At 69.9% G+C, this 21,740-nt stretch carries 19 protein-coding genes; 12 read left to right on the top strand and 7 right to left on the bottom strand.

Annotation, left to right across the window (positions count from 1 at the left end; genetic code table 11):
* The first annotated feature begins 104 nt into the window (after positions 1-104).
* From AC2XR2_RS42695 to AC2XR2_RS42670, 6 genes are all read left to right on the top strand, one after another.
* Positions 105-866: an electron transfer flavoprotein subunit beta/FixA family protein gene (locus AC2XR2_RS42695; protein WP_491518604.1), complete on the top strand. Its 762-nt coding sequence runs from the start codon at positions 105-107 to the stop codon at positions 864-866.
* Positions 867-940: 74 nt separating this feature from the next.
* On the top strand, positions 941-1,903 hold the full coding sequence (locus AC2XR2_RS42690; protein WP_491518117.1) for an electron transfer flavoprotein subunit alpha/FixB family protein: 963 nt from the start codon (positions 941-943) through the stop codon (positions 1,901-1,903).
* 126 nt (positions 1,904-2,029) lie between these two features.
* Entirely contained in the window at positions 2,030-3,109 is a 1,080-nt protein-coding gene (locus AC2XR2_RS42685; protein ID WP_449350638.1) for an amidohydrolase family protein, read from the top strand.
* A gap of 23 nt (positions 3,110-3,132) precedes the next feature.
* On the top strand, positions 3,133-5,562 hold the full coding sequence (locus AC2XR2_RS42680) for a bifunctional acetate--CoA ligase family protein/GNAT family N-acetyltransferase (protein ID WP_491518116.1): 2,430 nt from the start codon (positions 3,133-3,135) through the stop codon (positions 5,560-5,562).
* Positions 5,559-6,533 carry an LLM class flavin-dependent oxidoreductase gene (locus AC2XR2_RS42675; protein WP_449350636.1) on the top strand — a complete coding sequence of 325 codons (975 nt, stop codon included), beginning with the start codon at positions 5,559-5,561 and terminating at the stop codon, positions 6,531-6,533. The genes AC2XR2_RS42680 and AC2XR2_RS42675 overlap by 4 nt, the downstream gene beginning before the upstream one ends.
* A 43-nt stretch (positions 6,534-6,576) precedes the next feature.
* A complete protein-coding gene (locus tag AC2XR2_RS42670; RefSeq protein ID WP_491518115.1) occupies positions 6,577-7,092 on the top strand; it encodes a PaaI family thioesterase in 516 nt (171 codons plus the stop codon).
* Between the two features lie 211 nt (positions 7,093-7,303).
* Here the strand turns inward: AC2XR2_RS42670 and AC2XR2_RS42665 are convergent, their stop codons facing one another.
* From AC2XR2_RS42665 to AC2XR2_RS42640, 6 genes are all read right to left on the bottom strand, one after another.
* Positions 7,304-8,455, bottom strand: a complete 1,152-nt coding sequence (locus AC2XR2_RS42665; protein WP_491518114.1) for an acyl-CoA dehydrogenase family protein — start codon at positions 8,453-8,455, stop codon at positions 7,304-7,306.
* 299 nt (positions 8,456-8,754) lie between these two features.
* Complete coding sequence (gene ppk2 / locus AC2XR2_RS42660; RefSeq protein ID WP_491518113.1) at positions 8,755-9,762, bottom strand: polyphosphate kinase 2; 1,008 nt, start codon at positions 9,760-9,762, stop codon at positions 8,755-8,757.
* 62 nt (positions 9,763-9,824) lie between these two features.
* Positions 9,825-10,067, bottom strand: coding sequence for a DUF6411 family protein (locus tag AC2XR2_RS42655; protein WP_391192196.1), 243 nt, complete (start codon positions 10,065-10,067; stop codon positions 9,825-9,827).
* A gap of 123 nt (positions 10,068-10,190) precedes the next feature.
* On the bottom strand, positions 10,191-11,954 hold the full coding sequence (locus tag AC2XR2_RS42650; protein WP_491518112.1) for a thiamine pyrophosphate-dependent enzyme: 1,764 nt from the start codon (positions 11,952-11,954) through the stop codon (positions 10,191-10,193).
* Positions 11,955-11,971: 17 nt separating this feature from the next.
* A complete protein-coding gene (locus AC2XR2_RS42645; RefSeq protein ID WP_491518111.1) occupies positions 11,972-13,555 on the bottom strand; it encodes an FMN-binding glutamate synthase family protein in 1,584 nt (527 codons plus the stop codon).
* Between the two features lie 113 nt (positions 13,556-13,668).
* A complete protein-coding gene (locus AC2XR2_RS42640) occupies positions 13,669-15,648 on the bottom strand; it encodes an APC family permease (protein ID WP_449350630.1) in 1,980 nt (659 codons plus the stop codon).
* A 606-nt stretch (positions 15,649-16,254) separates the two neighbouring features.
* Here AC2XR2_RS42640 and biuH point away from each other — a divergent pair.
* The 6 genes from biuH (at position 16,255) to AC2XR2_RS42610 (ending at position 21,000) form a co-directional block, all read left to right on the top strand.
* A complete protein-coding gene (biuH, locus tag AC2XR2_RS42635; RefSeq protein WP_491518110.1) occupies positions 16,255-16,989 on the top strand; it encodes a biuret amidohydrolase in 735 nt (244 codons plus the stop codon).
* Positions 16,990-17,111: 122 nt separating this feature from the next.
* Positions 17,112-17,852 (top strand): cysteine hydrolase family protein, encoded by a 741-nt coding sequence (locus AC2XR2_RS42630; RefSeq protein WP_491518109.1) that lies wholly within the window; start codon positions 17,112-17,114, stop codon positions 17,850-17,852.
* 144 nt (positions 17,853-17,996) lie between these two features.
* Entirely contained in the window at positions 17,997-19,718 is a 1,722-nt protein-coding gene (locus AC2XR2_RS42625) for a regulator (protein ID WP_491518108.1), read from the top strand.
* Between the two features lie 106 nt (positions 19,719-19,824).
* The gene (locus AC2XR2_RS42620) at positions 19,825-20,223 is read left to right on the top strand and encodes an AtzH-like domain-containing protein (protein WP_491518107.1); all 399 of its coding nucleotides are present in this window, start codon (positions 19,825-19,827) and stop codon (positions 20,221-20,223) included.
* 190 nt (positions 20,224-20,413) lie between these two features.
* Complete coding sequence (locus AC2XR2_RS42615) at positions 20,414-20,620, top strand: hypothetical protein (RefSeq protein ID WP_330262256.1); 207 nt, start codon at positions 20,414-20,416, stop codon at positions 20,618-20,620.
* The gene (locus AC2XR2_RS42610; RefSeq protein WP_330262257.1) at positions 20,617-21,000 is read left to right on the top strand and encodes a hypothetical protein; all 384 of its coding nucleotides are present in this window, start codon (positions 20,617-20,619) and stop codon (positions 20,998-21,000) included. The genes AC2XR2_RS42615 and AC2XR2_RS42610 overlap by 4 nt, the downstream gene beginning before the upstream one ends.
* Positions 21,001-21,151: 151 nt before the next feature.
* On the opposite strand, the gene AC2XR2_RS42605 is transcribed toward AC2XR2_RS42610, so the two are convergent.
* Complete coding sequence (locus tag AC2XR2_RS42605) at positions 21,152-21,688, bottom strand: lytic transglycosylase domain-containing protein (protein ID WP_491518106.1); 537 nt, start codon at positions 21,686-21,688, stop codon at positions 21,152-21,154.
* Positions 21,689-21,740: the final 52 nt, after the last annotated feature.

Genomic DNA, 21,740 nt, shown 5'->3' with positions numbered 1-21,740 from the left:
CAATTCGACGGATTGACCTCATGACTCGCGCTCTACCGATCTATATAGTTAACTATTAACACTCATTCAACCACAGGAGGGCCGTCGTGAAGATCGTTGTCTGTGTGAAGCACGTGCCCGACGCCACGGCGGACCGCACCTTCACCGAGGACGGCACCACCGACCGGGCGTCGGTCGACTCGCTGCTGTCCGAACTCGACGAGTACGCCGTCGAGCAGGCGCTGCGCCTGACCGAGTCGGACGCCGACGCCGAGATCTGCTGTCTCACCGTCGGACCCGACGACGCGCGCGACGCCCTGCGCAAGGCCCTGGCCATGGGCGGTGACACGGCCGTCCATGTCAGCGACGAGGACATCGAGGGCAGCGACGCGTTCGGTACGTCACTGGTACTGGCCAAGGCGATCGAGCGGCACGGCTTCGATCTCGTGCTGTGCGGGATGGCCTCGACGGACGGCACCATGGGCGTGCTGCCCGCGCTGCTGGCCGAGCGGCTCGGCGTCCCGGCCGTCACCCACCTCGAAGAGCTGGCGATCGAGGACGGAACGGTCACCGGGCGCCGCGAGGGGGACGGCGCCACCGTACGGATCCAGGGTGCCCTGCCGGCCGTGGTCTCGGTGACCGACCGCTCGGGGGACGCCCGTTACCCCTCCTTCAAGGGGATCATGGCCGCGAAGAAGAAGCCGGTGGAGGTCCTCGGTCTCTCCGACCTGGGCATCGAGGCCGCAGAAGTCGGCCGAGCCGGGGCGCGGTCGGCCGTGGACACCGTCACCCGGCGCCCGCCGCGCACCAAGGGCCAGATCGTCGCCGACGAGGGGACGGGCGGCATCGGACTGGCCGCGTTCCTCACGGCCAAGAAGTTCGTCTGACCGCACCCGCCCGCACCGCACCCCGCCTGCCCGCACCCCGCCCCGAAACAGCCGACTGAAGGAGTTGCATCACCGTGGCCGAGATCCTCGTCCTCGTCGACCACGTCGACGGTGCCGTACGCAAGCCGACCCTCGAACTGCTCACCCTGGCCCGCCGATTGGGCGAACCCTCGGCCGTCCTTCTGGGGTCGGGCGCGGACAGCGCGACCGAGGTGCTCGGTCGGTACGGCGCCCGGAAGGTCTACGTCGTGGACGCCCCCGAGGTCGACGAGTACCTCGTCACCCCGGCCGTGGACGCGCTCACGCAGGTCGCCGAGCGCACCGGCCCGGCCGCGATCCTGCTGCCGTCCGGATCGGACGGCAAGGAGATCGCCGCGCGGGTCGCGCTGCGGCTCGGCTCCGGACTCATCACCGACGCCGTGGATGTCGCCGCGGGGCCGGAAGGACCGGTCACCGAGCAGTCGGCGTTCGCCGCGACGTACCAGGTCACCGCGCATGTCACCCAGGGCGTGCCGGTGATCACGGTCAAGCCGAACGCCGCCGTCCCCGAACCCGCCCCCGTCGAACCCGTCGTCGAGAAGCAGGACGTCACCTTCGGCCCGGCCTCGCACGCCGTCCGGATCCTGTCCCGCACACCGCGCGAGCGTGGCGAGCGGCCCGAGCTGACCGAGGCCGACATCGTCGTCTCCGGCGGTCGTGGGGTGAACGGCGCCGAGAACTTCGCCCTCATCGAACGGGTCGCCGACGCGCTCGGCGCGGCCGTCGGGGCGTCCCGCGCGGCCGTGGACGCCGGCTGGTATCCGCACAGCCACCAGGTCGGCCAGACCGGCACCCAGGTCTCCCCGCAGCTCTACCTCGCCGCCGGCATCTCCGGCGCGATCCAGCACCGGGCGGGCATGCAGACGTCCAAGACCATCGTCGCCGTCAACAAGGACGCCGACGCACCGATCTTCGAGCTCGCCGACCACGGCGTCGTCGGGGACCTCTTCGCGGTGCTGCCCCAGCTGGTGGAAGAGATCGAGCGGCGCCGGAGCTGATCTTTCCCGGGCCGGCCTTCCCTTCAGCCATCCATACAATTAAAATAGCTGACTGATTACAACCATTGAGCTTGTACCGTCGAGCTTGTATCCGTCGAGCTTGCAACCGTGACCCGAAGGAGCGTCATGACGAAGATCTGGGTCAACTCCGGGGACTCCCACGTGATGGAACCCGCGGACGTGTGGACCGAGCGGCTGCCCGCGCGGCTGGGCGCGCGGGCGCCGCGCAGTGAGCGCGGTGAGAAGTACGAGATGCTCTACATCGACGGCGAGCGCATCGACCGCCAGCTCGGCGACTTCATGGACGCGATGCGCCCGCCGGGCGCCTGGGACCTGAAGGTCCGGCTCAAGGACCTCGACCAGGAGGGCGTCTGGTCCCAACTGGCCTTTCCCTCCATGGGGTTCTGGCTGGTGTCGATCACCGATCGCGAGCTGGCCCGGGAGACCGTCCGGGCGTGGAACGACTGGGCGTACGACGAGATCCTCAGCAAGAACAAGCGGGTGATCACCACCGCCTGTGTCTCGACGGCCGACATCGGTGACGCGGTCGCCGAACTGGAGCGGGCGGCCGAGATGGGCTTCAAGGCGGTCTTCCTGCCGTGCTCGACCCGGGAGGGCGAGGAGTACGCCCTCGACCGCTGGGAACCGCTGTGGACCGCGGCCGAGCGGGCGGGCATCGTGCTGGGCTTCCATATCGGGACGGGCGGCCAGAACGTCGTCTTCCGCGGTCCCGGCGGCGCGGTCGTCAACTACATGGAGACGACCTACCCGGGCATGCGGGTGGTGTCCCACCTGGTCGCCGGCGGCGCGCTCGACCGGCACCCGGACCTCAGGATCCTGATCGCGGAGGGCGGCGCGGGCTGGGTGCCGGCCATCGGTGACCGGATGGACGAGGCCTACCGCCAGCACGGCATGTTCGTCCGGCCGAAGCTGAGCCGGCTGCCCAGCGAGATCATCCGGCAGCAGGTGTACGCCTCCTTCCAGCACGACAAGAGCTCGGTGGAGATCGTCGAGTCGACCGGCTACCGCAACGTGATGTGGGGCGACGACTACCCCCATCTGGAGGGCACTTACGGCCACACCCAGTCCACGCTGCACGACCTGTTCGACGGTGTGTCCGACGACATTCGCGACCGCGTCACGCGTGGCACCTTCAACGAGCTGTTCGGTCTGCCGGACCAGACTCCCCAGGAGGCGGCCGTCTGAGCGGCGCCGACGGAACCACTCCGGTGACCACTCCCCCGCACCCCTCATATCCCGAGGACCTGGAACGGCCCGGACTCGTCAGGACCGGGCGGTCGACCTTCGTCCGGCCCATCCGGCCGGAGGACGCCGACCGCCTGGTCGCCTTCGTCGGCACCCTGTCCCGGGCCACCCTGGCCTACCGCTCCCTCGGCCCGGTGGTCCGCGCCCGCGACGACGTCATCCGGCGCGGCGCCCACGTGGACTACCTCGACGAACTGGCGCTGATCGCCCTGGACGGCGACGACATCGCCGGCCTGGTGCGCTACGTCCGCGACCCGGAGGAGCCCGAACACGCCGAAGTGACGTTCACCATCCGGGACGACCACCAGAGCGAGGGGTTCGGCAGGCTGCTCCTGGAGCACATCGCCGCCGCCGCGCGGGCCCGGGGCATCCGGGTGCTGGAGGCCGACGTCCTCGCCGACAACGCCCGGATGATCAACGTCTTCCTCGGTTCCGGGTACCGGACGCAAGCCGGTCCGCCCGGCCAGATCATCCACTTCGAGATCGCCGTCGATCCGCAGGCCCAGGCCGTGGCGCGGGCCGAGCGCCGCGAACAGACGGCCGTACGGCGCTCGCTCACGCCCCTGTTCGAACCACGTTCCGTCGCCGTGATCGGCGCCAACCGCGACCCGCGGACCATCGGCCACGAGATCGTCGCCAACCTGCTCCGGGGCGGCTTCGCGGGCAGCGTGTTCCCCGTCAACCCGCGGGCCGACCACATCGCCGGGGCGCGGGCGTACGCAAGCGTCCGGGACCTGCCCGAGCCGCCGGACCTCGCGCTGGTGGCCGTACGGGCCGAGGCCGTGCCCGGTGTCGTACGGGAGTGCGCGGAGGCCGGGGTCAAGGCGGTGGTGGTCGTCTCGACGGGCTTCGGGGAGACCGGAGCCGAAGGACGGGCCGGCGAGTTGGAGCTGGCGCGTTTCGCCCGGGCCTCCGGCATGCGGCTCGTGGGCCCCAACTGCATGGGCGTGGTCAACACGACCCCGGGGGCGCGCCTCGCCGCGACCTTCTCGCCGGCCCTGCCGGCGCCCGGCCGCGTGGCGATGTCCAGCCAGTCCGGGCCGCTCGGGCTCGCGGTGCTCGACTACGCCCGGCGGCTGCGACTCGGCTTCTCCGGCTTCGTGTCGGTGGGCCACGCCGTCGACGTCTCCACCGACGAACTGCTCCAGTGGTGGGAGGAGGACCCGGGGACCTCGGTGATCCTGCTGCACGTCGAGACCTTCGGCGATCCGCGCCGGTTCGCCCGCGTCGCCCGCCGGATCGCACCGCGCAAACCGATCGTCGCGGTCCATCCCGGCCACGCGGACTCGGCGGTCGGCTCTCTGTTCGCGCAGTCCGGTGTCATCCGCACGCGCAGCCTCCAGGAGCTCTTCGACGTCGCCCTGCTGCTCGCCCACCAGCCTCCCCCGCCCGGCAACCGGGTCGCCGTGATCACCAACGCGGGCGGCCCGGCGGCCCTGACGGTCGGCGCGTGCGCGGCGAGCGGTCTGTCCGTGCCCGCGCTCGGTGACCACACCCGCCAGGCACTCCGCCCGTTCCTCGCGCCGCATGCCGACGTCCGCAACCCGATCGACCTGACGCCCACGGCCACTGCCGCCCACTACCGGCACGCCCTGGACGCCGCCCTGGCGGACGACGGCATCGACGCGGCCATCGTCCTGTTCATGCCGCCGCTGGCGGACAAGCCCGACGAGGTGGCCTCGGCGATCCTCGACGCGGCCGCGGCCCGGCCCGACAAACCCGTGCTGGCCAGCTTCCTGGGCGGCGCGGGCGTCGCCGACCTTCTGCACCGGGGCGATCTGGTGGTACCGACGTACACGTTCCCCGAGGCCGCCGCCACCTCGCTCGGACACGCGGCGGCCTACCAGACCTGGCGAAGCACCCCCGCGGGCGTGGTGCCCGACCTCCCGGGAGTCGACGCCGAACAGGCCAGGGCGCTGATCGCCGCCTGCGCTCCCGGGCCGGTCCCCGCGCCGGTCGCCGCCGACCTGCTCGCCGCGTACGGGATCACCGTGCGCGGGGGTGACCCGGGCCCCGGTCCGGACGCGTTCCTCACCGTCCGCGCCGACCCGGTCTTCGGGCCGGTGGTCGCCTTCGGCCTCACCGGGGACTACGCCGACCTCATGGCGGACGTGGCTCACCGTGTCACCCCCCTCAGCGACCGCGACGCCCGCGAGATGGTCCGTTCGTTGCGGGCCGCCCCCCTGCTGGACGGCCGCACCGGGGGCCCGGGGGTGGACCTCGCGGCCCTGGAGGAGGCCGTCCTGCGCATCTCCGCGATGGTCGAGGACCACCCCGGGATCGAGGCGCTGGAACTGCGCCCGGTACGGCTCCTGCCACCCGGGGACGGAGTGGCCGTCGCCCACGCGACGATCCGGCTGGCCGGCACCACAACAGCAGGAGGTTCCCCGTGAAGGTGGGCATCTACTTCGACCTGCGCAACCCGCCGCCGTGGCAGCGGAGTTGGTCGCGGGTCTACGGCTTCGCCCTGGAGATGTGCGAGGAGGCCGACCGTCTCGGCCTCGACTCGGTCTGGTTCTCCGAGCACCACGGTTTCGAGGACGGTTATCTCCCCCAGCCGCTCACGATGGCCGCGGCGGCCGCCGCCCGTACCCGCCGGGTCCGCCTGGGCACCGCGGTCATCCCCGCACCCCTGCACGCGGCCCCCGAGATCGCCGAACAGGCCGCGCTCGTCGACATCATCAGCGACGGCCGACTGGACCTCGGTCTCGGCACCGGCTACCGGGTGCCCGAATACCGGCTGTACGGCGCCGACCTCACCAAGCGCTACACCACGACGGATCAGCGGGTCCGGGAGATCCGCGGCCTGTGGGCCGAATCCCTGGTCACCCCGGGACCGGTGCAGGATCCGCTGCCGATCTGGCTCGGCTACCAGGGCCCGCAGGGCGCCCGCCGGGCCGGCCGGCTCGGCACGGGCCTGCTGTCCCTCAACCCCACCCTGCTGACGCCGTACCGGGAAGGCCTCGCCGAGAGCGGGTACGACGTCGCGGCGGGCCGGATGCAGGGCTCGTTCACCACGTTCGTCACCGAGGACCCGGACGGCGACTGGCCCGTCGTACGCAAGCACCTGGCGTACCAGTGGGACAGCTACCGCCGGTACATGGTGGAGGGCACCGACCAGCCGCTCCCCCGCCCCATCGACCCCGAGAAGTGGCGGGAGACGGGACTGAACGCGACCGGTGTCGGTCAGTTCCTCTACGGCACTCCGCAGGACGTCGCCGATGCCGTCAAGGCGTACGTGTCAGGGTTGCCGGTGGAGGGCGTGTTCCTGTGGGCCTCGCTGGCCGGGATGCCCGAGGAGATGGTTGCCCGGCAGGTTCAGCTCATCGCGGGGAAACTGCGCCCGCTGCTTGCCGATGTCTGAAGCCGCGGGCGTCGAAGTGTCGGAGAACAAGAGGAGTCACACCATGTCCACGACGCCGCCGACCGGGCCCTGGGCGGGGGCCGATTTCCAGGAGCCGCCCCGGACTGCCGGCGGAGTGGCTCTGTGCGGGGCTTGTCGCGCCGCGGGTTCCTGCCGGTTGGGAGTGGAGCACGAGCGGCTCGACGAGGACGGTTCGGCGGTGTTCGAGCTGTCCTGTCCGCGCGACCAGGAGGGCGGGCCCGATGTGGCGCACGGCGGCTGGACCGCGGCCGTACTGGACGACTGCCTCGGCCATCTGCCCCTGCTGCACCGGGTGTTGACCGTGACGGCGGAGCTGACCGTGAGCTTCGTGAAGCCGGTGCCGGTGCAGCGGCCGCTGGAGGTCCGGGCCTGGGTGGAGAAGCGGGAGGGCAGGCGCTGGTACATCGCGGGCGAGATGGTCCTGCTGCCGACGCGGGCCGTGCTGGCCCGCGTCTCCGGGATCTGGGTGACCCGGGACCGGGGGCACTTCGCCCGGCACCAGGAGTGGCTGGCGGGTCAGGACGGCGAGGTTCGGTGAGAACGACCGGCGGGCGGTCACGTCGGCCAACCGGTTCGGGGACTCGGGCGCGGCCTACGAGGGTGCCGTCGGGGGCGTAGCGGCGGATGCCGTCGGCCAGGGCGGCGGCCCACAGGCGACACTCGTCATCGGAGCGGATGTTGTCGAAGTGGACGCCGGCGGGGGCCTCGGCGAAGTGCCGGCCGGCGGAGAGCGTAGGGGGCCGCGGGGCTCAGTAGGACCTGAGCCCCATGCTGCGGGCGATGCCGTTGCGCTGGATCTGACTCGTGCCACCGGAGATCGTGGCCACGATCGACTCCCGGTACCGGAAGCTCATCACGCTCTCCGTCGAGAAGCCGTGCCCGGCGCAGACCTGCATCCCGAGCCGGGCGGCCGCCACGTACGTCTCCGAGCCCTTCAGCTTGGCCATGGACCCCTCCCGTGTGCAGGGCTTGCCCTGGGCGAGCAGCCAGGCAGCCCGGTAGGCCAGCAACCGGGCGGAGTCGATCTCGGTCTGAAGGTCGGCCATGGCGTGTGCGAGGGCCTGGAAGTTGCCGATCGGCCTGCCGAAGGCGTGCCGGTTGCGGGCGTAGTCGAGCATCTCGTCGAGCGTGGCCTGCGCGGCACCCAGATAGCCCCCGCTGATGATCACCTTCTCCAGCTCGATGTTGGAGAGCATCACCTTCCAGCCCTCGTCGCGCGGGCCGACGAGGTTCTCCTTCGGCACCAGGGCGTCATTGAAGAAGACCTCGTTGGTGCCCAGGATGTGCCGGGCGAGAGTCGGTGTCCGGCGCACTTCGACGCCGTCGGTCGAGGGATCCACGAGCAGCAGGCTGATGCCGCCGTGCTTGGGCTCACGGGGCCCGGTCCGCACGTACGTGGCGATGGTCGTGTCGGGCAGGCCACCGCCCGTGCACCAGGCCTTCTGGCCGCGGACGAGGAAGTCCTCCCCGTGGTCCTCGGCGGTGGTGCGCAGCGCAGCGGCGTCGGACCCGCTGTCCGGCTCGCTGAGGCCGACGGCGAGCCGGTGGCGGCCCGTCATCACCTGCTCGCGGATGAAGTCGCGCTGCGATTCACTGCCCCACCGGAACACCGTGATGCCGGGGATGAGCACCCCGATGTAGCACATGGCCACGTCGAAGCTGGCCCGTCCGAGCTCTTCGGCGATCAGGATGAGCTCCAGCGGCCCGCCGCCGTCACCGCCCTCGTCCTCGGCGAACGGGAGCGAGAACCACCCCAGTTCGGCCATACCGCGAAACAGCTCGGGCGGTACGACGCCCTCCTCGTCCCACTGCTTGGCCTTCTCGGCCGGGCACACGTCGGCGACGAACTGCCGAGCCGTCGCCCGCAACAGGTCCTGCTCATCAGTCAGCCCGAAGTCCACGGCTACTCCTCGCCAGCACTAGGCTATTCATCTATCTAATTGTTCTATGTTAGCGGATAGCGCACCGACAGCAGTACCGTCTCACCACGGTTACCTGCGCAGAGGCCCTCGAAGAAGGACAGGGCGCCCCCCTGGCGACGAAAGCTGTGCACCAGGCGCCCCATCATCTGCCCATAGCAGTGGCCCTCGGGAGGGCCGCCCTGCCGGCCAGCCCGGAACCGGCGGCAGACCCCGTACGGGGCCTCACACGGCGTCAAGCTCGGCACGGCATTACCGCACGCGAAGCCCGACGCCGTGGCTCAGCACTGCTCGGCGTCCGCTCTGGGGTGGTTGCCGGGTCCGAGGCCGTACCCGGCCAGCGGGGTCGGGGAGAGATCGGTGGGTTCCTCACCGGCCTCCAGCAGCGTGTTCGCGGCGCCCACGATCAGTGGGTCGGGCTTGCCCACGGCCGCGTCATCCTTGGTCGGGTAGTCGCAGCGGTCCAGGAGGCTGCGCATCGCTTCCAGCCGGCCGCGGCGTTTGTCGTTGTTCTTCACCACGGTCCACGGGGCGTGGGGAGTGTCCGTCGCCCGGAACATGTCGACCTTGGCCGCGGTGTACTCGTCCCAGAGGTCAAGCGAGGCGAGGTCCGTCGGGGAGAGCTTCCAACGGCGTACGGGGTCGACCGTGCGGATCGCGAAACGGGTCCGCTGCTCGGCCTGGGACACCGAGAACCAGAACTTCACCAACAGGATGCCGTCCCGGGTCAGCATCTCCTCGAACAGCGGGGCCTGCTCCAGGAAGGTGCGGTACTCCGCCTCGGTGCAAAAACCCATCACCCGCTCGACTCCGGCCCGGTTGTACCAGGACCGGTCGAAGAAGACGATCTCGCCACGGGACGGCAGGTGCGAGACATAGCGCTGGAAGTACCACTGCCCCGCTTCCCTCTCGGTCGGCTTCTCCAGCGCCACGACGCGGGCGCCTCGCGGGTTGAGCCGCTCGGTGAACCGCTGGATCGTGCCACCTTTGCCGGCCGCGTCACGGCCCTCGCAGAGCACGACCACCCGCTGTCCGGTCTCCTTCACCCAGCGCTGCATCTTCAGCAGTTCGACCTGCAGAACGCGCTTGGTCCTCTCGTACTCGGACCTCTTCACCTTCCGGTCGTACGGGTAGTTCTCCAGCCATGTGTCCACCGGACTTCCGTCCGCGTCCAGGAGGATCGGTTTCTCGGGCCGGCGTTCGTCCACACGGAGGCCGTCGAGCAGGTCCGCCTCGACCTGGTCCCCCTCGTCCTCGTCCGGCCGGGTCTTGTCGTCGTGCTCCGACATCACCAATCTCCTGATCATCCTCATGTGCTGACGCCGGTGACCGTTACGACGGCCGGCACCACTCAGAACGGAAGGCGGCCTCGCGCCCGGCGGCCGGCGGAGCCGCTGCGGCCGACCGCGCGGGAGCTGGAGCTGAAGGGTTTGCTCAGCAGCCGCCCCAAGGCCCCGGGCGCCTTGGACCCGGCTCGCGAGCCGGCCCCGAGACCACGCTGGGCACCGTTCTGCGGATGCCGGGAAAGGCGCGGCAGGAGGAAGGCCAGCACGGCCAGGAGGACACATGCGGCGATGACAACGGCGATGACCATCAAGGGCTCCCGGGTGGGTAGGAATCTTCGCTCTTCTCCGCTTCCGCTGGACCGCGTGCCCCGTCAACCCGCAATCACGCCGCACCCGTTCTTCCCGGTCGGTCCACTCACCTCCGGGCGCTCTCAGCGCGTGCCGTCGTCTCCGTGGCTGCGCACGATCTCCTTGACCTTGGCCACGGCGAAGCCCCAGCCCTGCTCGACGGTCGGCTTGGCCGGCACCGCGATCTCGTCAGGGTTGGTGAGCACGTCGAGCAGCACGGGACCGGGGGTGTCGAAGGCGCGGCGTACGGCCTCCTCCAGGTCGGCCGGGTCGGTCACCCGGATTCCGGGGATGCCCATGGCCGTGGCCACGGCGGCGAAGTCGGGGTTGTCCAGGACGGTGCCGAACTCCGGCAGTCCGGCCTGTTCCTGTTCGAGTTTGACCATGCCCAGGCGGCGGTTGTCGAAGACGACGAGCTTCACGGGGAGTTGGTGCGTCTTCAGTGTCATGAGGTCGCCGAGGAGCATGCTCAGCCCGCCGTCCCCGCAGAAGGCCACGACCTGCCGCTCGCGGTCCAGGCACTGGGCCCCGAGCGCCTGCGGCATCGCGTTGGCCATCGAAGCGAGGTTGTAGGAGCCGATGAGCCGCCGCCCGCCCCGCATCTCGACGAATCGGGAGAACCACACCGTCGCCATGCCCGTGTCAAAGGTGAAGACGGCGTCGTCGTCGGCGAGCCGGTCCACCACGGCCGCCAGCGCCTCCGGCCGGATGTCGTGGGTGCGGTTGTCGAGCGAGGAACGCACACGGCCGAGCAGCCCCTGGTCGTGTGCGGGGTCGGCCAGCCGTGCCTGGCCCTCGCGCCACTGCTCGAAGCGCTCACGTGCCTTCTCCAGATGCGAGCGGTCCCGCGCACCGTCCGTCCCGGCGGGCGCGGCGGCGAGGTGGCTAAGGAGGTCCCGGGCGGTCGTGCTCGTGTCGCCGACGAGACCGACGTCGACCGGCACGCGCCGCCCGATGTGGGCGGGTTCGGTGTCCACCTGGATGACGGTCTTCCCCTCCGGATACCAGTCCCGGTACGGGAAGTCGGTCCCCAGGAGCAGCAGGGTGTCCGCGTCCCGCAGGGCCGACGCGGCGGCCGGGTTGCCGATCAGCCCGGTCTGGCCGACCTGGAACCGATTGGTGTCCCCCTCGAAGCCCTCCTTGGCCTTGAGGGTGAGCACCATGGGTGCGGCCAGCCGGTCGGCGAGGGCCAGCACGTCCTCGCGTGCGGCGCGTGCGCCCCGTCCGACGAGCAGCGTGACCCGCTCGGAGCGGTCCAGGAGTTCGGCGGCCCGCCGTACGGCGGATTCCTCGGGTCGGCTGAGCGGAGCGTTCAGGGAGAACCGGGCCGGGCGGTCCGAGGTCAGTTCGCGCTCGCCGAGGTCGCCGGGCACGGTCAGGACGGCGACGCCCTTGCGGCCGAGGGCGTGGCGTACCGCTGTCTCGAGCATCTGCGGCAGTTGGTCGGGAGAGGTGATGGTCGCGCGGAAGACGGCGACGTCGCTGAAGAGCGCGTCGTTGTCGACTTCCTGGAAGTAGTCGGTACCGAGTTCGGCGAGCGGTACCTGTCCGGCGATCGCCAGGACGGGGGTGTGGCTCTTGGCCGCGTCGTACAGTCCGTTGAGAAGGTGGACGGAACCGGGTCCGACCGTGCCCATGCAGACACCGAGGGTGCCCGAGAGCTGCGACTGGGCGCTCGCGGCGAACGCCGCCGCCTCCTCGTGCCGGCACCCCACCCACTCCAGGTTCTCTGTGGTGCGGATGGCGTCCGTCAAGGGGTTCAGCGCGTCTCCCACGACGCCGAACACCTGGTGCACGCCGAGTTCGCTCAGTGCGTCCACGATGACGCGGGCGACGGTGCGGGCCACGTGGGTCCTCCGGTTTCTCAGACGGTGAATCGGTCGGGATCGGCGGCGGTCCAGTCGGCCGCCCAGGCGGCAGGCGGCTCAGCGAGCAACTGCCCCGGTTCGAGCCACTCGTACAACTCCTCGTAGGAGCGCTCGGTGTAGGGATCGATGCGCCGGCGCAGCATGTGCGGGCGCAGGTCGGCGGGATCGGTGACGCCCATGGACGCCATCAGCTGCAGGGCGCTGGCCACGGTCGCTTCCTGGAAGCGCTGGACGCGCGGCGTCTTGTCACGGACGTCGAGGGCGCGGGCACGTCGGGGGTCCTGGGTCGTCACGCCGGTGGGGCAGGTGTTGGTGTGGCAGCGCTGGGCCTGGATGCAGCCGACGGCGAACATCATCGCCCGCGCCGCGTTGCCGTAGTCGGCGCCCTGCACCAGGCGTTTCACCAGATCGGTACCCGTGGCGATCTTGCCGCTCGCGCCGATCCGGATCCGGTCGCGCAGGCCCGCGCCGACGAGGGCGTTGTGCACGGTGAGCAGACCTTCGGTCAGCGGGGTTCCCACGTGGTCGGCGAACTCCAGCGGAGCGGCTCCGGTGCCGCCCTCGCCCCCGTCCACGATGATGAAGTCGGGGGCCGTGCCCTCCGCCAGCATGGCCTTGCACACGGCGAGGAACTGCCGGCGCGAGCCCACGCACAGCTTGAATCCCGTCGGCTTGCCGCCGGAGAGCTCGCGCATCCGGGCGATGAAGCGGACGAGTTCACGCGGGGTGGAGAACACCTTGTGGTACGGCGGTGAGATCACCGTCCGCCCCTCGGGCACGTCCCGTACCTTCGCTATCTCGGCGTTGACCTTCGCGCCCGGCAGGACTCCGCCGATGCCCGGCTTGGCGCCCTGCGAGAGCTTCAGGGACACACACTTGACGTGATCGTGGGCGGCCTTGTCGGCGAACTCGGCGGGGTCGAAGTCACCGTCCGGGGTGCGGCAGCCGAAGTAGCCGGTGCCGATCTCCCAGACCAGGTCCCCACCCGGCTTCAGGTGGTACTCCGACAGGCCGCCCTCCCCCGTGTCGTGGGCGAAACCCCCGGCCGCCGCGCCGCCGTTGAGGGCGAGGATCGCGTTGGACGACAGGGAGCCGAAGCTCATCGCCGACACGTTCAGCAGTGCCATGTCGTAGGGGCGGGCGCAGTCGGGTCCGCCGATCCGCACCCGCGGAGGCGTCTTCGGCACCGGGCACGGCGCCATGGACGGCACCAGGAACTCGTAGCCGGGCAGATACACGTCCCGTTCGGTGCCGTACGGCTGCTCGGCGTCGGTGCCTTTCGCCCGCTCGTAGACGATGGTGCGGACATCCCGGTCGAAGGGTCGCCCGTCGAAGTTCCGCTCGATGAAGTACTGCTGCAACTCCGGGCGGATCCGCTCCAGAAGGAAGCGGGCGTGGCCCAGAACGGGATAGTTGCGCAGCACCGAATGCCGGCGCTGCGACAGGTCCGCCGCACCCAGCAGACCCAGCACGGTGAGCGGTACGGCGGCCGCCCACCACCAGGGTGAGAGACCTGCCGCGGCGACAACCGCCACCATGCCGGCGGCCAGAGCGAGGACAACGATCGCAATGCGTTTCACTTCTCGCTCATTGCCCTGCGTCAGATGTCCAGTCCTGCCCTTTCGTCAAGAAACCTGCAAGACAGGGCCTACGGGCTTCCTCTTCGCGGGGTGGGGCCGGTCGGGCTGCGGTGTCAGCCTGCGACGTGGATGCCGGGGCGGCGGGCGGGGTCGGGCTGGTGGCGGCGGATGATCTCGCGGGTGACGGGGGCCGTGTCTCCGCGTCCGAGGAGGAAGTAGCGGAACATGTGGGTCAGAGGGCTCCCCTCCGCCCAGGCGAAGTAGCAGTGCGGCTGGACGCCGGTGGTGTCGTGGAGGGTGAGAAGGATCGCGGCGATGGCGTTCGGAGCGGCGGGCGCTTCGGCTCGCAGGATCCGGTGCCCCTCGACTTCGACGCCGTGGACGGTGAGAGTCTCGCTGAAGTCGGAAGGGTCGACGACGTCGATCTCCAGGAACAGGATGTCGGCGAGGCCGGGCACCGGGTTGATGGCACGCTGTTCGCGTTCCTTGTCGGCGTACTCGGCGCCGTCCCCGGCCTCGCGGCGGTTGGCGACGATGTTGATGGCGTTGTCGTGGGCGAGGGTGTCCCTGATGAACTGGCGGGCGGCCTCGTCGAACACGATTTTGTCCGCGCGCAGTTCGGTGGTGCGGGAGATGCGGGAGATCAGCGAGATGGTGATGATGCCGACGATGAACATCGCGGAGATGGTGATGCCGTCCGGCTTGTCGATGATGTTGGCCCCCAGCGCATAGAGGAGCACCGCGGTGAGCGCGGCGAATCCCCCGCACAGGGTGCGTTGGCGGCGGCGCAGTGCGGAGACGGTGACCGCGAAGGCCCCGGAGACCATCATGGCGAGGATGCCGGTGGCGTAGGCGCCGGCCTGGGCATCGATGTCGGCGTCGAAGGCGATGGTGATGATGACGCACAGAGCCGTGTAGACCAGGACGACGGGGCGCACCGCGCGACCCCATTCGGGGGCCATGCCGTAGGCGGGGAGATAACGCGGGACGATGTTGACCAGTCCGGCCATCGCGGAGGCGCCCGCGAACCACAGGATCAGAATGGTGCTGATGTCGTAGGCGGTGCCGAAGGCTTCTCCGACGTGTTCGTGGGCCACCCAGGCCAGAGCCCGGCCGTTGGCCGCTCCGCCCGCCTCGAACTCCTTGTGCGGGATGAGGACGGTGGTCACGAAGCTGGCGGCGAGCAGGTAGACGCTCATGATGAGCGCGGCCGTGGTGAGCAGTCTGCGGGCGTTGCGGATGCGGGACTTGAGCCGTTGCTCGGCGGTCTCGCCCTTGGCGGAGATGAGCGGCATCATGCTCACTCCGGTCTCGAAGCCGGACAGACCGAGCACCAGCAGGGGGAAGGCCAGCAGCGCGGGCTCGGCCAGGTCACCGAACCCGCGGCCTTCGGTGAGTGCGCCGGTCCAGGTCGAGAAGGCGTCCGGGCTGGTGAACACGTCCACCAGGCCGACGCCGATGGTCACCGCGTTGAGCGCGAGGAAGACGGCGACCAGAGGGATGGCCACGCTCACCGCTTCGCTGAACCCGAGCAGGAAGACCCCGCCGAGGAGCACCAGGAGCGCCACGGTGATGACGACCTCATGTCCTTGCAGAGCATGCGGGGCGTAGGAACTCTCCACCAGATGTACGGAGGCGTCGGCCGCGGAGAGGGTGATGGTGATGATCCACGAGGTCACCACGAACCCGAGCAGGACCAGGACGAACAGTTTGCCCCGCCAGAAGGGCAGCAGGTCCTCGAGCATCGCCACCGATCCGGCCCCGTGCGGACTCTCGCCGGCCACCCGTCGGTACATCGGCAGCATCCCCACCAGGGTCAGCACCACGAGCAGAAGCGTGGCCAGCGGCGAGACCGCCCCGGCCGCGAGCGCGGCGATCGCCGGCACGTAGGCCAGGCTGGAGAAGTAGTCGACGCCGGTCAGACACATCACCTTCCACCAGGCGTGAGACTCCCCGGCGCCCGCCTCCGCCGCCGGATTGACCGCGTGCACCCGGTGTCGCAGCAACCACTGTCCCAGAGCGCCACCTTGGCGCCCCGTCGTATCAGGATCCTCCACCACGTCCACAGCGGCCAGATCATCCACGTCGGTCATGTCCCCCACACCCTTCAACCCGCCCAGTGCTCCGCAAAGATCACCGAGTATGCGGCCTCCGGCAACCCTCTCCCCACCAAGGGCGGAGGCCCGCAGGAGAACGCGCGTCACCGGCCTTCTTCCCCGCAACGCGCTCAACCGGCTTGCCCTATGCTGATTTCGGCGCCGGAATCCTCCGCCGTCTTCCAGGCGCTCGATCTCGTCGGCTGGTTGGTCGTCGCGGGCGGCGCTCACCGCGCTCATCAGCTCCGGCCGGGATCGCCCGGGCAGCATCTTGGGATGCCGCCGACGGGCCCCCGGCCGCGGTGCCAGCGGGTTAGCCGAGACCGACGTCATCGTGTGCCCAGGAAGGCCCGCCTCTTATTCTCAGGTTGTCCCGGCACCACACAAGCGGGGCATCAAGCGGCCGGTGAACAGTGATGATCAGGTCACAGTAGCCGCGCCCGGCCCTGGCCCTGGGCCCCGCGCCCCCTCATGACCGCGTCATTCCTGCGTAACGCGGCGATGGTCTGGCCGAAACTAATTTCCACATAATCACCGTGTACGGAATACCAGAAATATTGCGGCTACTTTCCCATGCACCACTTCACCCGGCTTGGGGGGTCAATGGCTGATAGTAAGTCCATAAGTCCGCAAAAACCGACAGCAATCATCGGCCCGGTCACCGCGAAGCCCTACGCGTGGCCGTACGACACGTCCGTGCCCGCCGACCGTGTCGCCGTGCTCTGCATCGACTGGCAGACGGACTTCTGCGGACCCGGCGGTTACGTCGACACGATGGGATACGACATCTCGCTGACCCGGGCCGGGCTCCCGGCGACGCAGAAGCTGCTCGCGCACGCCCGCAGCACGGGCATGCTCGTGGTTCACACCCGTGAGGGGCACGCCCCCGATCTGGCGGACCTGCCGGCGAACAAGCGCTGGCGGTCCGCGCAGATCGGCGCCGAGATCGGCGCCGCCGGACCGTGCGGCCGCATTCTGGTCCGGGGAGAACCCGGCTGGGAGATCGTGCCCGAGGTGGCCCCGCTTCCCGGTGAGGTGATCGTGGACAAGCCGGGCAAGGGAGCGTTCTACGCCACCAACCTCGACCTCGTACTGCGCACCCGGGGCATCACACATCTCGTCCTCACCGGCATCACCACGGACGTGTGCGTCCACACCACCATGCGCGAGGCCAACGACCGCGGCTACGAATGTCTGATCCTCTCCGACTGCACCGGCGCGACGGACCCCTCGAACCATGAAGCCGCGCTGCACATGGTGACCATGCAGGGCGGCGTCTTCGGATGCGTCTCCACCGCCGACGACCTGATCACCGCCACGACTGAGGCCACCTCCTGAGCTGACCCACCGGACGGGCCCCTGCACCGCTCAACCAGTCCTGCGCATCCGGGCGCACGGTCCGAATCCGCCCGAGCCGACCGCGTCGACTCCCCTTCCCATCGACGAAAGCAGGAACCGCCATGGCAGTTGCGGAATCGCTCAGTGTCGAGGCCGCCCCGTACGCGTTCACCTTCGACCTCGCCGAGACGGCACTCGTCCTCATCGACATGCAGCGGGACTTCCTCGAACCCGGCGGATTCGGCGAGAGCCTGGGCAATGACGTGGAACAGCTGCGGAAGACCATCGCTCCGCTGCGGGCCGTACTCGACGCCTGCCGCGCCGCGGGCATGGCGGTCGTGCACACCCGCGAGGGACACCTGCCGGACCTGTCCGACTGTCCCCCCAGCAAGCTGCTGCGAGGAAACCCCAGTATGCGCATCGGCGACCCGGGCCCCAAGGGCCGGATACTGGTCCGTGGTGAGGAGGGCCACGACATCATCGAGGAGCTCTACCCGGTGACGGGTGAGCCCGTGATCGACAAGCCGGGCAAAGGCGCCTTCTACGCCACCGACTTCGGTGAGTTGCTCACCGCCCGCGGCATCCGCCGTCTCGTAGTCACCGGCGTCACCACCGAAGTGTGTGTGCACACGACGGTCCGCGAAGCCAACGACCGTGGATACGAGTGCCTGGTGCTGTCGGACTGCGTGGGCAGTTACTTCCCCCAGTTCCAGCAGGCGGGCCTGGAGATGGTGGCTGCTCAGGGCGGCATCTTCGGCTGGACAGCTGAGTCGGCCGCGTTCCTGGCGGCACTGGCCACCGCATCGCCCGTCGGCCCCGACGCTCCGGAAACCGCCCGCGAACCGGCCCAACTGCCGCGCTGACAGGGCCACCAGCGCCCGGTCGCCGTCCCCCGGCCGCCTCGACCGCACCGCCGCCCCGACGGTGCTCGCTGTCCCCAGTGTCCCGTCACCAGGCGTACCCCGCGCCGGAATCCACCGCCCCACCCGACGAAGGGTGATCCCACCATGCTGTCACTCCGCCGCACCACCCCCGCCGAGACCCCGCCCCTGCCCCTCCCGCTGTGGGTACGCGGCGACACCAACGCGTTCTTCGGACTGGCCGTCAACGTCCTGGTCAACGTACTGACGTTGACCGGGTTGTGCCTGGGCGTCGTCAAGATTCCGGACGACGACGTCTTCCACACCATCCTGCCGGCGCTGGGCATCGCCCTGATCGCGGGCAACATCTACTACGCCTACCTCGGCCGCCGACTCGCACGGCGCGAGGGTCGGCAGGACGTCACCGCGATGCCCTACGGGCCGAGCGTGCCGCACATGTTCATCGTCGTGTTCGTCATCATGCTGCCGATCTACCTCAAGACCAAGGATCCGCTGCTGGCGTGGAAGGCCGGTATCGCCTGGGCCTTCATCATCGGTGTCATCGTCCTCATCGGTGCCTTCGTGGGCCCGTACATACGCCGGTACGCACCCCGGGCCGCCCTGCTCGGCACCCTCGCCGGTATCTCCGTCTCCTTCATCTCCATGCGGCCCGCCGGCCAGATGTGGGACCACCTGTGGATCGCCCTGCCGGTCTTCCTGCTGCTCCTGATCGGCCTCATGACCGATCTGAAGCTGCCCGGGAACATCCCCATCGGACTCGCCGCGCTCCTGGTGGGCACCGCGATCGGCTGGGTCGGCGGAGCGATGGACGGCTCCGCGGTCTCGGCGGCGGCCGACGACATCACCTTCGCCCTCCCCGGCCTCCACCTCGACACGCTGTTCTCCGGTCTCTCGGACGTCGCACCGCTGCTCGCCACCGCCATCCCGCTGGGCGTCTACAACTTCACCGAGGGCATGAGCAACGTCGAGAGCGCCGCTGCCGCCGGTGACAACTACAACCTGCGTGCGGTGCTGCTGGCCGACGGCGCGGGCGCCGTCATCGGCTCGGCGCTCGGCTCACCCTTCCCGCCCGCCGTGTACGTCGGTCACCCCGGGTGGAAGGCGGCCGGCGGGCGCACCGGCTACTCGCTGGCCACCGGCGCGGTCATCGCCCTGATGTGCTTCCTGGGCATGTTCAGCCTGTTGGGTGCGATCTTCCCGGTCGCCGCGATCGTGCCCATCCTGCTGTACATCGGCCTGCTCATCGGCGCCCAGGCCTTCCAGTTGTCACCCAAGGCACACGCCGCGGCCGTCGTCGCCGCACTCGTGCCGAACCTGGCCTCCTGGGCCGTCGGCCAGATCGACAACGCCCTCGCGGCCGCCGGCACCGACGCCTCCAAGGTCGGGGAAGCGGGTCTGGAGTCGTCAGGTGTCGTCTACCACGGGCTGATGGTCCTCGGCCAGGGCGCGATCCTGGCGGGCCTGATCCTGGGCGCGCTCGTCGCGTTCGTCATCGACAAACGGTTCGTCCCGGCGGCAGCGGTGGCCTTTGCCGGAGCGGCGCTCTCCTTCATCGGGCTGATCCACGCCCCGAAGATCGACTGGAACGCCGGCGGGGGCGTCAGCCTCGGTTACCTCTTCGCCGCCGTCCTGTGCGGAGCCTTCGCCCTGACCCGACCGACGCCCCGCGAGCCGGACGCCGAGGAACGGGAACTCGAGCGGCTGCACGGCGGCGGCTCCTCCGCGACCGCGGCGCCAGAGCCGGAGGAAGAGCAAGAACCTGACCCGGTCCCGGAAACCGTGGCGGCCGGGGTCGGCGTCCTGCCGGACGAGACAGTCGAGCCGGACAAATCGGCGGCCACCGACTGACGTAGCTCAGACAACTCACGACGATGAAGGCGCCTCGCGCGCGGCCGGGTGACCACCTGGCTGCACGGCCGCGAGGACGGATCGGACCCACACGAACGGAGAGCGGATGGATGTGGACCTGCCACAGACGGTCGCCGAAGTCACGGCGGCCTTCGCCGGCTACGAGGAAGCTCTGGTCACCGACGACCACGAAGGCGTCACCGGGTACTTCTGGACCTCACCCGATACGGTCCGCTTCGGTATCGCCGATCGCCAGGCCGGGATCGAGGAGATCCGGGCCTGGCGACGGCAACAACCGCCGCTTCCTCCGGGCAGGAAACTCTTCGACACCAGAATCAGCACGTTCGGGACCGACCACGCGGTGGTCACCACACTGTTCGCCTACCCCGGGGGCACCGTCGTCGGCCGCCAGACCCAGTCGTGGACACGTTTCCCCGTAGGCTGGCGCATTGTCAGCGCCCATGTGTCGGAGGTGCCGGACGAGACCTCCCGTCCGGGCGCGTGAAGGGCCTTGGCGACCATGCCGAGGAGACAGCCCGCCTGACACCTCCCGGGGACGGTGGCCGGATCGCCCCGGGAGCGTAGGGGCGTTTTCGTCGGATGCCACCTGTCCCACGCCATACGTGAGAACACCCGTGTCCCGGCTTTCCACCATCGGGTACCCGTGGTGGTACCGAGACAGGTACCTTGGGTGCATGCCCGCACTCAACGTGGAATTCAGCGAAGAAGAGATGGCTCGTCTGCGTGCCCGTGCGGCTCTGGCGGGGCGGAGTCTGAAGCAGCACGTGCACGACGTGACGGTGGAGGAGGCCGACCGGCTTGCCTTCGTCGAAGGAGCCGTCGCCGAAGCAACCCGCATTCTGCCCGGGGTCGCGGCCCACTTCCCTGAAGGGCTGCGGTGAGTCCTGTCATCCGGGTCGACGCCGGCTGGGTGCTGCAGATCCAGTCCGCGATCTCCCCACTGAACGTGCCGATCGCGGACTGGGGCGCCTTGGGGTTCATGGCCGACCGGCACAAGTTCGAGCGGGAACGCGGCGTCCTGTACTACGAGGAGCCCGCCGCCCGGGCCGCGACTTTTCTGCACACCGCGCTGCTGCTGCGGCCCTTCACCGACTACAACCTGGTCATCGGCTGGGCCTGCACCAGCCAGTACATGCACGTCTCCAGCCAGCCGGTGCAGGCCAAGGACGATGACCTGTACGAACTCGCCCAAGCCGTCCGTGCACAGGAAGCCGACCTGCGAACGATCGCACAGCGGCTGGAGTCCTGGCGCAGCGAGTGACACCGACGGGCGCTCCGGTCATCTCTCGGGGCTCTGGAGGGGGCGGATCGCTTTCCCGACCACGACGGTGTTCACTCCGCGTCGCGTGAGAGTCCAGGCGCGTGCTGCCATCTCTCCAACGGCTCGTCACGGATGAGGCGCCCGCTGCCGGTCACTGCGCATGCGCGCCTGCCAGGGCTTCAGCGGCGCGCCGCCGACCGGCGCGGAAGCGGCGCAGGTAGGACCGCGCCATGGGTCCCGGGGGTACGCCGCGGGCGAAAGCGCGCATGTTGCGTTCGCCCGCGTTGTACCCCAGGGCGAGGAGTTCGTCGCGGGTGTACCGGCGCACGTGGCGCGCCGGAAGCCTGTCCTCGAGGTCCTTCAGGTGAAGCGCCGCGGCGCGGATGGCGAAGGCGGGGTCGTCCCGCAGATCCTGCCAATGCCCGGACAGGCCATGTGTCCGTCGTACCTGCTCGAAGGCCGCCCGGTGCATGTTGGCCACTCCGAAGGACGCCTCCGGCTTCCACCACTGCCACAGCCGCTCCAGCAGCGGATGGTGGGGCTTGTACGCCTCGTTGAAGAGGATGCCCATCACCAGTCGAGGAGAGACGCCGGCATCCTCGGCACTGCGCACCGCCGCGTCGGCGTAGTCGGCGGGATCGTAGCCACCGGGCCGCAGCGGCGGCACCCGGACGCTGTCACTGTCCATGCACCTGCATGTGCCCTCAAGATCCCACCACAATCCCGCCCGTCGCCGGCCG

This window comes from Streptomyces sp. LS-MS-L19, assembly GCF_058382285.1.
The sequence above is the reverse complement of the archived record's forward strand: the minus strand, read 5'-3'. Positions and strand labels throughout refer to the sequence as shown.

What these genes read in the sequence shown, in the direction of transcription:
- AC2XR2_RS42670 (WP_491518115.1), top strand. Translation starts at nt 6,577, where the DNA reads ATGTCCACGACGCCGCCGACCGGGCCCTGGGCGGGGGCCGATTTCCAG.
- AC2XR2_RS42615 (WP_330262256.1), top strand. Translation starts at nt 20,414, where the DNA reads ATGCCCGCACTCAACGTGGAATTCAGCGAAGAAGAGATGGCTCGTCTG.
- AC2XR2_RS42630 (WP_491518109.1), top strand. Translation starts at nt 17,112, where the DNA reads ATGGCAGTTGCGGAATCGCTCAGTGTCGAGGCCGCCCCGTACGCGTTC.
- AC2XR2_RS42685 (WP_449350638.1), top strand. Translation starts at nt 2,030, where the DNA reads ATGACGAAGATCTGGGTCAACTCCGGGGACTCCCACGTGATGGAACCC.
- AC2XR2_RS42655 (WP_391192196.1), bottom strand. Translation starts at nt 10,067, where the DNA reads ATGGTCATCGCCGTTGTCATCGCCGCATGTGTCCTCCTGGCCGTGCTG.
- ppk2 (WP_491518113.1), bottom strand. Translation starts at nt 9,762, where the DNA reads ATGTCGGAGCACGACGACAAGACCCGGCCGGACGAGGACGAGGGGGAC.
- AC2XR2_RS42625 (WP_491518108.1), top strand. Translation starts at nt 17,997, where the DNA reads ATGCTGTCACTCCGCCGCACCACCCCCGCCGAGACCCCGCCCCTGCCC.
- AC2XR2_RS42620 (WP_491518107.1), top strand. Translation starts at nt 19,825, where the DNA reads ATGGATGTGGACCTGCCACAGACGGTCGCCGAAGTCACGGCGGCCTTC.
- AC2XR2_RS42605 (WP_491518106.1), bottom strand. Translation starts at nt 21,688, where the DNA reads ATGGACAGTGACAGCGTCCGGGTGCCGCCGCTGCGGCCCGGTGGCTAC.
- AC2XR2_RS42640 (WP_449350630.1), bottom strand. Translation starts at nt 15,648, where the DNA reads ATGACCGACGTGGATGATCTGGCCGCTGTGGACGTGGTGGAGGATCCT.
- biuH (WP_491518110.1), top strand. Translation starts at nt 16,255, where the DNA reads ATGGCTGATAGTAAGTCCATAAGTCCGCAAAAACCGACAGCAATCATC.